Raw genomic sequence first — 15,124 nt, 5'->3', positions numbered from 1 at the left:
CCCAGGGTTGCGTCTTGTCATCCGACATACTGGATGCTCATACAGTATTTTGCAGGTGCAACATGAACGACCGCCCAGCCCTCACTCGCGAAGACCTGAAGGCGATCCACGACCGCAACCGCGGCGACGAGGACGTTGTAGCGCTGCTGTGGGAGATCCATCGGCTTCGCGCCCTGGCGCTCCGATCGCACGATTTCTTCCGGCAGCCGCCAACGTCGACGACGGGCACTATCATGGCACAGTCGCTGTTCCGACTGCTGGAGGAAGAGCCGGTTGTGAAGGAGCAGCCGAAGCTGTAATTCGCTCCGCAATCGCGGAAGTCGCCCTGGATTTTCAAGCCTAAAACGAAGTCGATTGGCATGAATTGCGGAGCGTATTTCGCGTCGAAACCCGCATGAATCCTTGGTTTCTATATGAGCTTAGAAGGCTGATGCTCTATCCAACTGAGCTATGGGCAGTATGGTGATCCGGTCCCGCATGCACGGGACGGCGTCATGATATGAAAACGGGCCGTCGTGGACAGCCCGTCTGCAAACGGTGGTCGGAGTACAAGGATTCGAACCTTGGACCCCCTGCTCCCAAAGCAGGTGCGCTACCGGGCTGCGCTACACTCCGATTGCGGGGATCATACTCCGGCGCCGGGACAGCGTCAATGAAGCCGCCCGGCGTGCGCCATCCTGCGTGGAAGGCGGATTCAGCCTTCGAAGCGGGCGGCGATGCGCCTGGCCATGGACTCGGCCAGCTCGGCTTCCTTGGCCTCGACCATCACGCGCACCAGCGGCTCGGTGCCGGACGGGCGGATCAGCACGCGGCCCTTGTCGCCCAGCTCGCGCTCGACGGCTTCCTTCTCGGCAACGACGGCCTCGTTCTTCGTCCAGTCGAAGCCCGGCTGCACGCGCACGTTGATCAGGGTCTGGGGGAACAGCGTCAGTTCGCTGCAGCAATCGGCCAGGCTCTTGCCGGAGCGTTTAAGCGCCGTCAGGACCTGCAGCGCGGAGACGATGCCGTCGCCCGTCGTGTGCTTGTCCAGGGCCAGCAGGTGGCCGGAGCCCTCGCCGCCCAGGATCCAGCCCCGTTCCTGCATCAGTTCCAGCACGTAGCGGTCGCCGACCTTGGCACGGGCGAAGCCCACGCCCATGTCCTTGAACGCCACTTCGAGCGCCATATTCGTCATCAGCGTGCCGACGGCGCCGGCGACGGGGCCCGTCGCCAGGCGCGCGCGCACCATCACGTACAGCAGCTCGTCGCCGTTGTACAGGCGGCCGTTGGCGTCGCACATGATCAGGCGGTCGGCGTCGCCGTCCAGCGCGATGCCGAGGTCGGCCTTGTTCTCGACGACGGCGCGCGCCATCGCCTGCGGCGCCGTGGCGCCGACGCCCGCGTTGATGTTGAAGCCATCCGGCTTGGTGCCCAGCTCGATCACTTCCGCGCCCAGTTCATGGAACACGTGGGGGGCGATGTTGTAGGCGGCGCCGTGGGCGCAGTCGACGACGATCTTCAGGCCGCGCAGGTCCAGTTCGTTCGGGAAGGTGCTCTTGCAGAATTCGATGTAGCGGCCCTGGGCGTCGCGCAGGCGCGTCGCGCGGCCCAGCTTGTCCGAGGAAACGCAGCCCATCGGCTGGTCGACAGCGTCCTCGATCTCGCTCTCGACGGCGTCCGGCAGCTTGGTGCCGTGTTCCGAGAAGAACTTGATGCCGTTGTCCTGGAAAGGATTGTGCGAGGCCGAGATCACGACGCCGGCCTGCAGGCGCAGCGCACGCACGAGGTAGGCGATGGCCGGGGTCGGCATCGGGCCGGCCAGCATCGAATCCACGCCGGCGGCCGAGAAGCCCGCTTCCAGCGCGGCTTCCAGCATGTAGCCGGAGATGCGGGTGTCCTTGCCGATCAGGACCACGGGACGCTTGCCGGTGCTGCCCTTCGCCAGCACCTTGCCGGCGGCATAGCCGAGGCGCATCACGAACTCTGGGGTAATGGGGGCTTCGCCCACCAGGCCACGGACACCATCCGTACCGAAATATTTGCGTGCCATTCAGTCTTTCCTTAAGTATTCGTCGTCAGCGCTTGCCAGACCTTCAGTGCGTCCACCGTCTCCGCGACATCATGGACCCGCACGATCCGCGCTCCCTGCGCTACCGCAGCCAGTGCCGCGCCCACGCTGCCGGCCAGGCGTTCCTCGACGCCCTTGCCGCCGGTCAGCGCGCCGATCATCGTCTTGCGCGACACGCCTGCCAGCACGGGCAAACCGAGTTCCTCGCGCAGGCGCTTCATGCTGCGGAACAAGACCACATTATGCTCGACAGTCTTGCCAAAACCAAATCCCGGGTCAATCGTGACGCGCTCCCGTGCGACCCCGGCCGCCAGCAGCGCTTCGACCCGTTCGCGCAGGAAGGCGATCACCTCCGCCACCACGTCCTCGTAGTGCGGGTTCGCCTGCATGTTCTGCGGCGTGCCCTGCATGTGCATCACGCACAGGCCGCAGTCGGCATCCTTGACCGCCTCGATGGCGCCCGGCGCGCGAAAGCCGTTGATGTCGTTGATCAGGTCGGCGCCGGCGATGATCGCTTCGCGCATCACCTCGGGTTTGTAGGTGTCGATCGACACGGGCACGCCCAGCTCGCACAGGGCGTAGATGGCCGGCATCACCCGCGCCAGCTCGTCCTGCAGCGACACGGCCGGCGAGCCGGGGCGCGTCGATTCGCCGCCGATGTCGATGATGTCGACGCCGTCGCGGATCATGCGCTCGGCACGCTCGACGGCGAATTCGAGGCTCTGGTAGCGGCCACCGTCGGAAAAGGAATCGGGGGTGACGTTGAGGATGCCCATCACCAGCGCGCGCTGGTTCAGGTCGAAGCCGTAGCGGCCGCATTGGAAGTACTGACGCATGATAAAAAACCAATAAAAGGAACAAAAAAAAGACACCCCGCAGGGTGTCTTTTCATGGAGCATTACCGTGGCAACGCTCCGGGGATGGCGATCAAGCCGGTGCCGTCGCGTTCTGGGCGACGCCGCCGCTGTTGTCGGTCGGCGGGGTGCGCTTGGTCAGCTGCACCGACTTCGGCGGACGCGGTTCGCGGCCGGCCATGATGTCGTTGATCTGCTCGGCATCGATGGTTTCCCATTCCAGCAGGGCCTTGGTCATCATCTCGACCTTCTCGCGGTTTTCCTCGAGCAGGCGGCGGGCCAGCGCATACTGGGTGTCCAGGATGCTGCGGATCTCGGCATCGACCTTCTGCTGCGTGGCTTCCGAGATGGTCTTGACGGAGCCGCCGAAGAAGCCTTCGTTCTCGCTGTCCTCGTACACCATCACGCCCATGCTTTCCGACATGCCGAACTTAGTGACCATCGAGCGGGCCAGCTTCGTGGCACGCGAGAAGTCGTTCGAGGCGCCGGTCGACATCTGGCCGACGAAGATCTCCTCGGCGATACGGCCGCCGAACAGGATCGAGATCTCTTCCAGCATCTTGTCCTTGTAACCGGACAGGCTGTCGTGCTCCGGCAGCTGCCAGGTCAGGCCCAGCGCGTAGCCGCGCGGCATGATCGTGACCTTGTGCACCGGATCGGCCTTCGGCAGCAGCTTGGCGATCACCGCGTGGCCCGACTCGTGGTAGGCCGTGTTGCGGCGCTCTTCCTCGCGCATGACCATCGACTTGCGCTCCGGACCCATGTAGATCTTGTCCTTGGCGTCTTCGAAGTCGATCATCTCGACCAGGCGCTTGCTGCGGCGCGCGGCGAACAGGGCGGCTTCGTTGACCAGGTTGGCCAGGTCGGCGCCGGAGAAGCCCGGGGTGCCGCGGGCCAGGATGTCGGCCTTCACGTCGGTGCCGATGGGCACTTTACGCATGTGCACGTTCAGGATCTGTTCGCGGCCGCGGATGTCCGGCAGGCCCACCATCACCTGGCGGTCGAAACGGCCCGGACGCAGCAGCGCCTTGTCCAGCACGTCGGCACGGTTGGTCGCGGCGATCACGATGGTGCCCGAGGAAGCCTCGAAGCCGTCCATCTCGACCAGCAGCTGGTTCAGCGTCTGTTCGCGTTCGTCGTTGCCGCCGCCCATGCCGGCGCCGCGGTGGCGGCCGACGGCGTCGATCTCGTCGATGAAGATGATGCAGGGCGAGTGCTTCTTGGCGTTCTCGAACATGTCACGCACGCGGGACGCACCCACGCCGACGAACATCTCGACGAAGTCGGAACCCGAGATCGAGAAGAACGGCACTTTCGCTTCGCCGGCGATGGCGCGCGCCAGCAGGGTCTTGCCGGTACCCGGCGGACCGACCATCAGCACGCCGCGCGGGATACGGCCGCCCAGCTTCTGGAACTTGGTCGGGTCCTTCAGGAAGTCGACGATCTCGCCCACTTCTTCCTTCGCTTCGTCGCAACCGGCGACGTCGGCGAAGGTGACGGTGTTGTTGGTTTCGTCCATCATGCGCGCCTTCGACTTGCCGAACGAGAATGCCCCGCCCTTGCCGCCGCCTTGCATCTGGCGCATGAAGAATACCCAGACCCCGATCAGCAGCAGCATCGGGAACCAGGAGATGAATACTTGTTGCAGGAACGACGGCTCTTCCGGCGGCTTCACGTCGAAGCGCACGTTGTTGTCGCGCAGGTCGCCGATCAGGCCACGGTCGAGCATGGTCGCCGTGGTGCGGACCTTGCTGTCGTCGGTGAGGACCGCCGTGATGCTCGAGCCTTCGATCGTGACATCCTTGACCTTCTTCGCCTTCACGTTGTCGAGCAGCTCGGAATAGGCGATCGTCTTGGCGCCGCCCGACGTGCTGTGGTTGTCGAACTGCTTGAACAGCATGAACAACAGCAGCGCGACCACCACCCAGATGGCGGATTTGGAAAACATATTATTCACGAAGACTCCTCTGATGCGGACGCATCTTTTCCCATTTTTCAAAGGCGGATTTTACCGCAATCGGCGGACAGTACCGCGCGCACACCGGTTACGGGCTCTTTTTAGTGCCTGTACGCCACTATAACGGTTTTTGGTGTACTCCGTACGCCGCCTGCGTGGCTGTTTCGCGCCGAAGCACGAAACACACCGCTCCCGGCTGATGTGCGGTTGCGCAGGCAAATATCAAGAGCAATATTGCCGGCCGCCCGGGATTTTCAGGCCGCTGGATTCTTCAGACCGCGGCCCAGCAAAAAGATTTCCGAGGATTTGTCGCGGCTGGCCTTGGGTTTGATCTGCTTGACAACCTTGAACTCGGTACGGAACTTCTCAAGGATTTGCGTAAAGCCCATATCTTTGAAGCATTTCACCAACAATGCGCCGCCCGGCTTGAGGTGGGATTGCGAAAACTCAATGGCCAGGTCGATCAGGTCTTCCATGCGCGCCGCGTCCGCATGCGAGATGCCGGACAGGTTCGGCGCCATGTCGGACAGCACCAGGTCGGCCATGCGGCCTTCCAGCACCTCGGCCAGCCGGTCGAGGATCTCCTGCTCGCGGAAGTCGCCCTGGATGAAGTGCATGTCGGCGATGGGCTCCATCGGCAGGATGTCCAGGCCGATCATCGTGCCCTTGATGCCGCCGTCCTCGCCGCCGGACAGCTTGCGCCGCGTGTACTGGCCCCAACTGCCGGGGGTGCAGCCGAGGTCGACGATGACCTGGCCCGGCTTGATCAGCTTTTCGGCCTCGTCGATCTCCTTCAGCTTGTAGGCTGCACGCGCCCGGTAACCCTCTTTCTGTGCCAATTTGACATACGGGTCGTTAATGTGGTCGTGCACCCAGTTTTTGTTGAATTTGTTCTTGGCCATTAGCGTAAAATACTGCTTTTAATAGGTACCACAAAAAAATATTATTATGATCAAACTTACCCCGGCCGAGCGCTCTGCCCTGCGTGCGGAAGCCCATGGACTCAATCCCGTCGTCATGATCGGCGAAGCCGGCCTCACCGAATCCGTCCTGAAGGAAATCTCGTCCAGCCTGGACGCGCACGGCCTGATCAAGGTGCGCGTGTTCGGCGACGACCGCGAAGCGCGCATCGCCATGTACGAACAGATCTGCGCCGACCTCGACGCCGCCCCCGTGCAGCACATCGGCAAGCTGCTCGTGCTCTACCGTCCGAAGAAGGAAGCCGCCAAGGAACGTTCGACCAAGACCGGCAAGGGCCTGCGCGAAGTCACCATCGTCAAGCCGAGCCCGAGCGGCACCAAGAAGCCGTCCGTCACCAAGGTCCTGCTCAAGGGTAACGAACGCGTGACCCAGGGCGGCAACATCAAGCGCGCCAAGACGCGCCAGGCCAGCACCAAGAAGACTGCGCTGAAATAAGCGGCGCATCATCAAAAAATTAACCGGGCCCGTGCCCGGTTTTTTTTCGCTTGTTCGCGGCACGCGTGGTGGGCATGTGATGCCCACCCTACGGCGATGCGAACGTTTCATGCAAGCGCGGAGACATCCGTAGGGTGGGCACCCCGTGCCCACCATGCGCGACCGAATCAGCGGCTCTTGACGACGAGCACGGCGCCCAGAATGCTTTCGACCAGGTAGCACAGCTGCGACAACCCGTGCAGCGTGGCGAACGTCGTCCACTGCGGCGACGCCCTCACCCCGGCCGGACCGGCCGACGCGCGGATCGCCGCCATCACGGGCTGCAGCCCCAGGTAGACGATCATGCTGCACAGGAGCATCCCGCCGATGCACCACCACAGCCAGCGGCGGCGGCGCGCGTCCAGGTCCGGCGAACGCAGCAGCACGATGGCCAGCAGCAGCGCCAGCGCGATCGACAGCCAGGCTTCGCGCGTGAGCATCGTGGCCACCACGCTGCCGGCCGATGTGCTGTCGAGCACGGCGAACGCGCTCGGCGCGGCCAGGTAGCTCACGCCCCAGATGCTGCCGGCCCACAGGGCCGCCAGCAGCAGGCGGACATTCGCCATCATCGCGGATCAGACGTAGCGGACTTCGAGGATCTCGTATTCGCGCGGGCCGGACGGGGCCTGCACCTCGACCACGTCGCCGGCGTACTTGCCGATCAGCGCGCGGGCGATCGGCGAGGTCACCGACACCTTGTTCAGCTTGATGTCGGCTTCGTCGATGCCGACGATCTGGTAGGTAACCTTCTGGCCGTTCTCCAGGTCTTCCAGGTCGACGGTGGCGGCGAACACGACGCGGCCTTCCGCATCCAGCGTGGCCGGATCGATGACCTGGGCCGTCGACAGCTTCGCTTCCAGCTCGGCGATGCGGCCTTCGACGAAGGCCTGGCGCTCCTTAGCGGCATCGTATTCGGCGTTTTCGGACAGGTCGCCATGCGAACGCGCTTCGGCGATCGCATCGATCACGTTACGACGCTCCTTGGTCTTGAGCTGGTGCAGCTCTTCCTTCAGGAGTTCGGCGCCGTGTTTGGTCAAAGGAGTGTTCATGATCTCGTTTCTATGTATATGCGGCGTAGACACGCACGCAGGACAAAAAAAGTGAAAACCACAGAGTCGCACGGCGCACGCCGCGCGAACTCTGTGGTTTTGTTACTGCTTCTAACGCTTAGTTTAAGGTTTTATGCAGGCCTTGTAAATCGTACACATTGAGCTCATCCAGGTGGCGCATGCCCTGCACCGCGGCTTCCGCGCCGGCGATGGTCGTGTAGGTCACGACGCGCGCCTGCAGGGCCGAGGTACGGATGGTGCGCGAGTCGGCGATCGCATTGCGCTTTTCCTCGACCGTATTGACGACCATGGCGATCTCGTGGTTCTTGATCATGTCGACGATGTGCGGACGGCCCTCGACCACCTTGTTGACCGGCGAGACGGGGATGCCGGCGGCCGAGATCACGGCGGCCGTGCCCTTGGTCGCGACCAGCTTGAAGCCGAGGTCGACCAGTTCGCGCGCCAGCTTCACGGTGCGCGGCTTGTCCGAACCCTTCACCGACAGGAACACGTTGCCCGACGACGGCAGCGTGATGCTGGCCGCCAGCTGCGATTTCACGAAGGCTTCGCCGAAGGTCATGCCCACGCCCATCACTTCGCCCGTCGATTTCATCTCCGGGCCCAGGATGGTGTCGACGCCCGGGAACTTCACGAACGGGAACACGGCTTCCTTGACGCTGTAGAACGGCGGGATCACTTCCTTCGTGATGCCCTGCTGGGCCAGCGTCTGGCCGACCATGCAGCGCGCCGCGATCTTGGCCAGCTGCAGGCCCGTCGCCTTGGAGACGAACGGCACGGTACGCGAGGCGCGCGGGTTCACTTCCAGCACGTAGACGGTGTCCACGGTCTTGCCGTCGACGTCCGATTGCTGGATCGCGAACTGCACGTTCATCAGGCCGACCACGTTCAGGCCCTTGGCCATCAACGAGGTCTGGCGCTTCAGCTCGTCGATGGTGTCCTGCGACAGCGAGTACGGCGGCAGCGAGCAGGCCGAGTCGCCCGAGTGCACGCCGGCCTGTTCGATGTGTTCCATCACGCCGCCGATGAAGGTGGTCTCGCCGTCCGAGATGCAGTCGACGTCGACTTCGATGGCGTCGTTCAGGAAGCGGTCCAGCAGCACGGGCGAGTCGTTCGACACCTTGACCGCTTCGCGCATGTAGCGCTCCAGGTCGCGCTGCTCATGGACGATCTCCATCGCGCGGCCGCCCAGCACGTACGACGGACGCACGACCAGCGGGTAGCCGATTTCGGCTGCCAGGGCCAGCGCCTCGGCTTCGGTGCGCGCGGTGCGGTTCGGCGGCTGGCGCAGGCCCAGGTCCTGCAGCAGCTTCTGGAAGCGCTCGCGGTCTTCCGCCGCGTCGATCATGTCCGGCGAGGTGCCGATGATGGGCACGCCGTTGGCTTCCAGGTCCAGCGCCAGCTTCAGCGGGGTCTGGCCGCCGTACTGGACGATCACGCCGGCCGGCTTTTCCAGGTCGACGATCTCGAGCACGTCTTCCAGCGTCAGCGATTCGAAGTACAGGCGGTCCGAGGTATCGTAGTCGGTCGACACGGTCTCCGGATTGCAGTTGACCATGATGGTCTCGTAGCCGTCCTCGCGCATCGCGAGGGCCGCGTGCACGCAGCAGTAGTCGAACTCGATGCCCTGGCCGATGCGGTTCGGGCCACCGCCCAGCACCATGATCTTCTTCTTGTCGGTCGGGTTCGATTCGCACTCTTCGTCGTACGTCGAGTACATGTACGCCGTGTTGGTCGCGAATTCGGCCGCGCAGGTGTCGACGCGCTTGTACACCGGACGGATGCCCAGCGCATGGCGCTTCTCGCGCACGGCTTGCGCGGTGGTGCCCATCAGGAAGGCCAGGCGGCGGTCCGAGAAGCCCTTCTGCTTCAGCTTGTACAGCGTCGGCTTGTCCAGGCTTTCCAGCTTCTGGTGGTCGAGCCACAGTTCGATGTCGACGATTTCCTTGATCTGGATGAGGAACCAAGGATCGATCTTGGTAAGGTTGTGCACCTCTTCCATCGTGAAGCCCTGCGCGAACGCGTCGCCCACGTACCAGATGCGGTCCGGACCCGGCTCGCCCAGTTCTTCCTCGATCTTCTCGCGGTCGCGGGTCTTTTCGTTCAGGCCATCCACGCCCACTTCCAGGCCGCGCAGCGCCTTCTGGAACGATTCCTGGAACGTGCGGCCCATCGCCATCACCTCGCCCACCGATTTCATCTGGGTGGTCAGGTGCTTGTCGGCAGTCGGGAATTTCTCGAACGTGAAGCGCGGGATCTTGACGACGACGTAGTCGATCGACGGCTCGAACGAGGCCGGGGTCGCGCCGCCGGTGATCTCGTTGCGCAGCTCATCGAGCGTGTAGCCGACGGCCAGCTTGGCCGCCACCTTGGCGATCGGGAAGCCGGTGGCCTTCGATGCCAGCGCCGACGAACGCGACACGCGCGGGTTCATCTCGATGACGATCATGCGGCCGTCCTTCGGATTGATCGAGAACTGCACGTTCGATCCGCCCGTGTCGACGCCGATCTCGCGCAGCACGGCGATCGAGGCGTTGCGCATGATCTGGTATTCCTTGTCGGTCAGCGTCTGCGCCGGCGCGACGGTGATCGAGTCGCCCGTGTGGACGCCCATCGGATCCAGGTTCTCGATCGAGCAGATGATGATGCAGTTGTCGTTCTTGTCGCGCACGACCTCCATCTCGTACTCTTTCCAGCCCAGCAGCGACTCTTCGATCAGCAGCTCCGAGGTCGGCGAGGCTTCCAGGCCGCGCTTGCAGATGGCCTCGAACTCTTCCTCGTTGTAGGCGATGCCGCCGCCCGAGCCGCCCATCGTGAACGACGGACGGATGATGACGGGGAAGCCCAGCTCGCGCTGCACGGCGCGCGACTCGTCCATCGTGTGGGCGACGCCCGACTTGGCCGAGCCCAGGCCGATCTTGGTCATCGCATCCTTGAACTTGGAGCGGTCCTCGGCCTTGTCGATGGCTTCCGGCGTGGCGCCGATCAGCTCGACCTTGTACTTGTCCAGCACGCCGTGGCGGTGCAGGTCGAGCGCGCAGTTCAGCGCCGTCTGGCCGCCCATGGTCGGCAGGATCGCATCCGGACGTTCCTTGTCGATGATGCGCTCGACGGCCTTCCAGGTGATCGGCTCGATATAGGTGACGTCGGCCGTTTCCGGGTCCGTCATGATGGTGGCCGGGTTCGAGTTGACCAGGATGACCTTGTACCCTTCTTCGCGCAGGGCCTTGCAGGCCTGGGCGCCGGAGTAATCGAACTCCACGGCCTGGCCGATGACGATCGGGCCCGCGCCGATGATCAGGATGCTGTTGATATCACTACGTTTTGGCATTTATTTCTTCTCTCAGTTGGCTTTAGCGCTGTTCATCAGGCCAATGAAACGGTCGAACAGGTAGGCGACGTCGGTCGGGCCCGGCGAGGCTTCCGGGTGGCCCTGGAAGCAGAAGGCCGGCTTGTCCGTGCGCTCGAAGCCCTGCAGCGAACCGTCGAACAGGGACACGTGGGTGACGCGGCAGTTGGCCGGCAGCGTGTCGACGTCGACGGCGAAGCCGTGGTTCTGCGAGGTGATCAGCACCTGCCTGGAATCGAGGTCCTGCACCGGGTGGTTGGCGCCGTGGTGGCCGAACTTCATCTTGACGGTCTTCGCACCCGAGGCCAGCGCCATGATCTGGTGGCCGAGGCAGATGCCGAAGGTCGGGATGCCCTTCTCGATCAGCTCGCGCGACGCTTCGATCGCGTAGGTGCACGGTGCCGGATCGCCGGGGCCGTTGGCCAGGAAGATGCCGTCCGGGTTCAGCGCCAGCGCGTCGGCCGCCGTGGATTGCGCCGGCAGCACGGTGACCTTGCAGCCGCGCTCGGCAAGCATGCGCAGGATGTTGCGCTTGACGCCGTAGTCGAAGGCCACCACGTGGTATTGCGGATTGTCCTGCTTGCCGAAGCCCTCGCCCAGCTTCCACTCGGTCTCGGTGAACACGTACGGCTCCTTCACCGACACGACCTTGGCCAGGTCCATGCCCGACAGGCCGGGGAACGAGCGCGCCAGTTCCAGCGCCTGCGCTTCCGACGGCTCGACACCCTGGGTGCCGGTCAGGATGGCGCCGTTCTGGGCGCCCTTCTCGCGCAGGATGCGGGTCAGCTTGCGCGTGTCGATGCCGGCGATGGCGACCACGTTTTCCTGCTTCAGGTAGTCCGACAGCGATTGGGTGGAGCGGAAGTTCGACGCCAGCAGCGGCAGGTCGCGGATGATGAGGCCGGCGGCATGTACCTTGGTGGCCTCCACGTCGGCCGGGTTCACGCCCTGGTTGCCGATGTGCGGATACGTCAGCGTGACGATCTGACGCGAGTAGCTGGGGTCGGTAAGGATTTCCTGATAACCGGTGATGGCGGTATTGAAGACCACTTCACCGATCGTGTGACCGGCGGCGCCGATCGAATATCCTTTGAAAATGGTTCCGTCTGCCAGGGCCAGGATGGCTGGAACGGCTGGGCCAGAAAAAAATGGCGGCAAGGGCAACTCCCGATAAAGTTGCCGTAGCTGCGCCACGTCAGACCGGCCTGAACGCGTGTGAGCGATGGAGTCGCCCAGTATTGGAACAGGTCGCTAGAAGAAGGAATGGGTGGGTAGTCGCTACGGCAGATAATGTGATGGCTAAACCTCTGAATTATAGCGTAATTTCCGCCACCCGGCAATCGCCCTCTGGCCATTTATCCTGGCCCATTCCAACTGGAAAAAGGATTTGCCCGGCCGATAAGCCGGGCAAGCCTCGTTCCCGGCTATCGCATCAGAGGCCGAGCGCGGCGATGCCGGCCTTGGCGATCTGCGCATCCTCGGCCGACTTCACGCCCGAGACGCCGATCGCGCCGATGGTGCGGCCGTCGACGACGATGTTGACGCCGCCTTCCAGCATGCCTTCCAGCTGCGGCGCGCTCAGGAACGAGGTGCGGCCGTTGTTGATCAGTTCCTCGTACACGCGCGATTCGCGGCAGCCCAGCGCGGCGGTGCGCGCCTTCTGCGGGGCGATGTGGGACGAGATCGGCGCGGCGCCGTCCAGGCGCTGCAGCCACAGCGGATGGCCGCCGTCGTCGCAGATCGCGATCACGACCTTCCAGCCGTTGGCCACGGCTTCCGCCTCGGCGGCGGCGGCGATCTTCTTGACGTCTTCCAGGGTCAGGACAGCTTTCGTTTGCATCTTCTCTTTCCTTTTCTCGTGCGGGTGGATGATCGGGTGTTGCAATCCGGGTAGGGTGGGCACCATGTGCCCACCAGGCGCTGACGTGCTGCGGGCACTTGGTGGGCACATGGTGCCCACCCTACGCCTGCCGGAACCGGGTCATCAAGGCGCCTGCGTGAGCTGGCGCGCCTTGAGCTTGGCCTTCAGTTGCGGCATCACGGCGGCGGCGGCCTGCTCGCCCGCCAGCACGGCCAGGTTGCGGCCGTTGAAATCGGCGCTGCCCATGGCGCCCAGCGCCGGGGTGATGACGATGTCGGCATCCTTCAGTTCGAAATGGTTCAGGCGCTGGCCCATGATGGTGAAGGTCTGCATCAGCACATCGAGGTTGCTGACGGTGGCCTGGGTCTCGGTGGCGCTCGAGATGTTGACGGCGATGATGAATTCGGCGCCCATCTCTTTCGCGAAGCGCACCGGCACGGGTGCGACCAGGCCGCCGTCGACGTAGGTGACGCCGGCGATGGTCACGGGCTGGAACACGCCCGGCACGGCGGACGAGGCGCGCACGGCCATGCCCGTGTTCCCGCGCCGGAACAGGATCGGCTTGCCCGTCTTGAGGTCGGTGGCGACGGCGCCGAACGGGATCTTGAGTTTCTCGATGGGCTGGTTGCGCACGGCCTTGTTGACGTAGGCCTGCAGCGCATCGCCCTTGAGCACGCCCGTCGACTTGCCGAAGAAGGGAATGGCCCAGTCGGAAATCGTGGCCTCGTCCATCTCCAGCGCGATCTTCTGCAGCGCGAAGCCGTCGTAGCCGGATGCGTACAGGGCGCCCACGACGGAGCCGGCGCTGGTGCCGACGATGATGTCCGGACGGATGCCCTGCGCCTCCAGCGCCTTGATCACCCCGATGTGGGCAAAGCCGCGCGCGGCGCCGCCTCCCAGCGCCAGGGCGATCCTGACCTTGCGCGGCACGGGCGTGGGCGCGACGGGTGGCGCGACGGTCGCGGGTTCGGGTTGCTTGGGGGTGGAGCCGCAGCCGGCCAGCAGCGTGGCGGCGGCGAGCGTGGAGAGGATGGAACGGCGCGAGAAAGTCATCCGGGAGCGAGATTGCATGCAAAAAGGGGATTGTAACCCGTTCTCGGTGCTGTTATGGCAGCCGCTGTGCGCGCAATGCTTGGGTCCCTGCCTGCGCAGGGACGACGGTTTTACGGCTACGTACTCCAGATTCGTCGCCCCTGCGCAGGCAGGGGCCTAATCTCACGCGATCACCCCGGCAGCGACGTATTCGGCAACGACGCCGTAAACACGCTGCCCTTCCCCGCCACCGAGCGGATTGCCAGCTTGCCGCCATGGCGCAGCAGCACGTGCTTGACGATGGCCAGGCCCAGGCCCGTGCCCTGGGTCTCGCGCGAGCGGCTCTTGTCGACGCGGTAGAAGCGTTCGGTCAGGCGCGAAATGTGCTGCTCGTCGATGCCGATGCCGTCGTCGGCGACCTCGAAACGCAAATCGTTCGGCCCGCGCGTCCAGGACAGCTTGATGTTCCCGCCGGCCGGCGTGTAGCGCACGGCGTTGCTGGCCAGGTTGCCGAAGGCGCTGCGCAGCTCGTCCGCGTTGCCCATCACGTCCGGGCCGTCGACGGTGACCTCCACTTCGTGGCGGCCGTTCGACAGCGCCCGCGCATCGCTGGCGACCTGCTCGACGAGGGCGCGCATCTCGATGCGTTCGCGCTTGAGCGGATACTCGTCCGACTCCAGCCGCGACAGCGTCAGCATGTCCTCGATCAGGCGCTGCATGCGGCCGGCCTGCTCCGTCATCAGCTCCAGGTGGGCGGTGCGGGTCTTCTCGTCCAGGCCGGGGTCGGCCAGGGCGATTTCCAGGAAGCCGACGATGACCGTCAGCGGCGTGCGCAATTCGTGCGAGGCGTTGGCGATGAAGTCGCGGCGCATCGCCTCGATGCGTTCGGTTTCGGTGGCGTCGTGGGTCACGAGGATCTGGCGGCGGTTCTCGAAGGGGATGACCTGGACCACCAGCTTGCGCCCGCGGATCGCCAGCGTCAGCGGCTGCTCGTAGCGGCCCAGGATGATGTAGTCGATGAATTCCGGATGGCGGATCAGGTTCGTCACGCGGCGGCCCTTGTCGCGCTCCAGCGTCAGGCCCAGGTGGCGCTCGGCGGCCGGATTGCACCATTCCAGGAACAGCACGTCGTCCATGATCGCCACGCCTTCCGGCAGCAGCTGCATGGCCTGGCGGAACCTGGCCAGCCACTCGGCCAGCTCCTTCTGGTGCCGCTCGTCGTCGCGGCGCAGCCGGTACAGGCGCGCGAACACGTCGGTCCAGGCGCCCCAGCCGTCCGGCAGCTTGCCGCTCTGCGGATCGTCCAGCCATTCGCCCAGCTTGTGCAGGTACATCAGCTGGGAAGCCAGCAGGCCGATCGTGACCAGCAGCGCGAACGCCAGGCCCGTGACGGGACCGGACATCCACCAGAACACGGCGCCGCCCAGCAGCACCAGGCCCAGGCGCAGCGTGGCCGGAACCCAGAACACGAGCTTCGGATTCAGATTCGACATCGGGGCTTT

The 15,124-nt window shown here is 64.4% G+C and carries 13 protein-coding genes and 1 tRNA gene; 2 read left to right on the top strand and 12 right to left on the bottom strand.

What is annotated here, in order from left to right; translation table 11 throughout:
- Positions 1-62 precede the first annotated feature (62 nt).
- Positions 63-299, top strand: a complete 237-nt coding sequence (locus ACI1V7_RS14445) for a hypothetical protein (protein ID WP_404532449.1) — start codon at positions 63-65, stop codon at positions 297-299.
- 239 nt (positions 300-538) lie between these two features.
- Here the strand turns inward: ACI1V7_RS14445 and ACI1V7_RS14440 are convergent.
- The 5 genes from ACI1V7_RS14440 to ACI1V7_RS14420 all read right to left on the bottom strand — a co-directional run bounded on the left by ACI1V7_RS14440 (position 539) and on the right by ACI1V7_RS14420 (position 5,760).
- Positions 539-615, bottom strand: a tRNA-Pro gene (locus tag ACI1V7_RS14440).
- A gap of 79 nt (positions 616-694) precedes the next feature.
- A complete protein-coding gene (glmM, locus tag ACI1V7_RS14435) occupies positions 695-2,029 on the bottom strand; it encodes a phosphoglucosamine mutase (protein WP_404532448.1) in 1,335 nt (444 codons plus the stop codon).
- Between the two features lie 11 nt (positions 2,030-2,040).
- Positions 2,041-2,883 carry a dihydropteroate synthase gene (folP, locus tag ACI1V7_RS14430; protein WP_404532447.1) on the bottom strand — a complete coding sequence of 281 codons (843 nt, stop codon included), beginning with the start codon at positions 2,881-2,883 and terminating at the stop codon, positions 2,041-2,043.
- A gap of 91 nt (positions 2,884-2,974) precedes the next feature.
- Positions 2,975-4,858, bottom strand: a complete 1,884-nt coding sequence (ftsH, locus tag ACI1V7_RS14425) for an ATP-dependent zinc metalloprotease FtsH (RefSeq protein ID WP_290415467.1) — start codon at positions 4,856-4,858, stop codon at positions 2,975-2,977.
- Between the two features lie 254 nt (positions 4,859-5,112).
- Positions 5,113-5,760 carry an RlmE family RNA methyltransferase gene (locus tag ACI1V7_RS14420; protein ID WP_404532446.1) on the bottom strand — a complete coding sequence of 216 codons (648 nt, stop codon included), beginning with the start codon at positions 5,758-5,760 and terminating at the stop codon, positions 5,113-5,115.
- Positions 5,761-5,806: 46 nt separating this feature from the next.
- Here ACI1V7_RS14420 and yhbY point away from each other — a divergent pair, with 46 nt between their 5' ends.
- Positions 5,807-6,274 (top strand): ribosome assembly RNA-binding protein YhbY, encoded by a 468-nt coding sequence (gene yhbY, locus ACI1V7_RS14415; protein WP_404532445.1) that lies wholly within the window; start codon positions 5,807-5,809, stop codon positions 6,272-6,274.
- A 167-nt stretch (positions 6,275-6,441) separates the two neighbouring features.
- Here yhbY and ACI1V7_RS14410 read toward each other — a convergent pair whose 3' ends face one another.
- The 7 genes from ACI1V7_RS14410 to phoR form a co-directional block, all read right to left on the bottom strand.
- The gene (locus ACI1V7_RS14410; protein WP_404532444.1) at positions 6,442-6,882 is read right to left on the bottom strand and encodes a DUF4149 domain-containing protein; all 441 of its coding nucleotides are present in this window, start codon (positions 6,880-6,882) and stop codon (positions 6,442-6,444) included.
- Positions 6,883-6,888: 6 nt separating this feature from the next.
- Positions 6,889-7,365: a transcription elongation factor GreA gene (gene greA / locus ACI1V7_RS14405; protein WP_404532535.1), complete on the bottom strand. Its 477-nt coding sequence runs from the start codon at positions 7,363-7,365 to the stop codon at positions 6,889-6,891.
- A 115-nt stretch (positions 7,366-7,480) separates the two neighbouring features.
- Positions 7,481-10,711 carry a carbamoyl-phosphate synthase large subunit gene (gene carB, locus ACI1V7_RS14400; RefSeq protein WP_404532443.1) on the bottom strand — a complete coding sequence of 1,077 codons (3,231 nt, stop codon included), beginning with the start codon at positions 10,709-10,711 and terminating at the stop codon, positions 7,481-7,483.
- 12 nt (positions 10,712-10,723) lie between these two features.
- Positions 10,724-11,887, bottom strand: coding sequence for a glutamine-hydrolyzing carbamoyl-phosphate synthase small subunit (gene carA, locus ACI1V7_RS14395; RefSeq protein ID WP_404532442.1), 1,164 nt, complete (start codon positions 11,885-11,887; stop codon positions 10,724-10,726).
- Between the two features lie 274 nt (positions 11,888-12,161).
- A complete protein-coding gene (locus ACI1V7_RS14390; RefSeq protein ID WP_404532441.1) occupies positions 12,162-12,569 on the bottom strand; it encodes a GlcG/HbpS family heme-binding protein in 408 nt (135 codons plus the stop codon).
- A gap of 144 nt (positions 12,570-12,713) precedes the next feature.
- Entirely contained in the window at positions 12,714-13,643 is a 930-nt protein-coding gene (locus tag ACI1V7_RS14385; RefSeq protein WP_404532440.1) for a patatin-like phospholipase family protein, read from the bottom strand.
- A gap of 170 nt (positions 13,644-13,813) precedes the next feature.
- Positions 13,814-15,106: a phosphate regulon sensor histidine kinase PhoR gene (phoR, locus tag ACI1V7_RS14380; protein ID WP_404532534.1), complete on the bottom strand. Its 1,293-nt coding sequence runs from the start codon at positions 15,104-15,106 to the stop codon at positions 13,814-13,816.
- Between the last annotated feature and the right edge of the window lie 18 nt (positions 15,107-15,124).

The organism is Massilia paldalensis, assembly GCF_044901715.1.
Taxonomy (GTDB): Bacteria; Pseudomonadota; Gammaproteobacteria; order Burkholderiales; family Burkholderiaceae_D; genus Telluria; species Telluria paldalensis.
The sequence above is the reverse complement of the archived record's forward strand: the minus strand, read 5'-3'. Positions and strand labels throughout refer to the sequence as shown.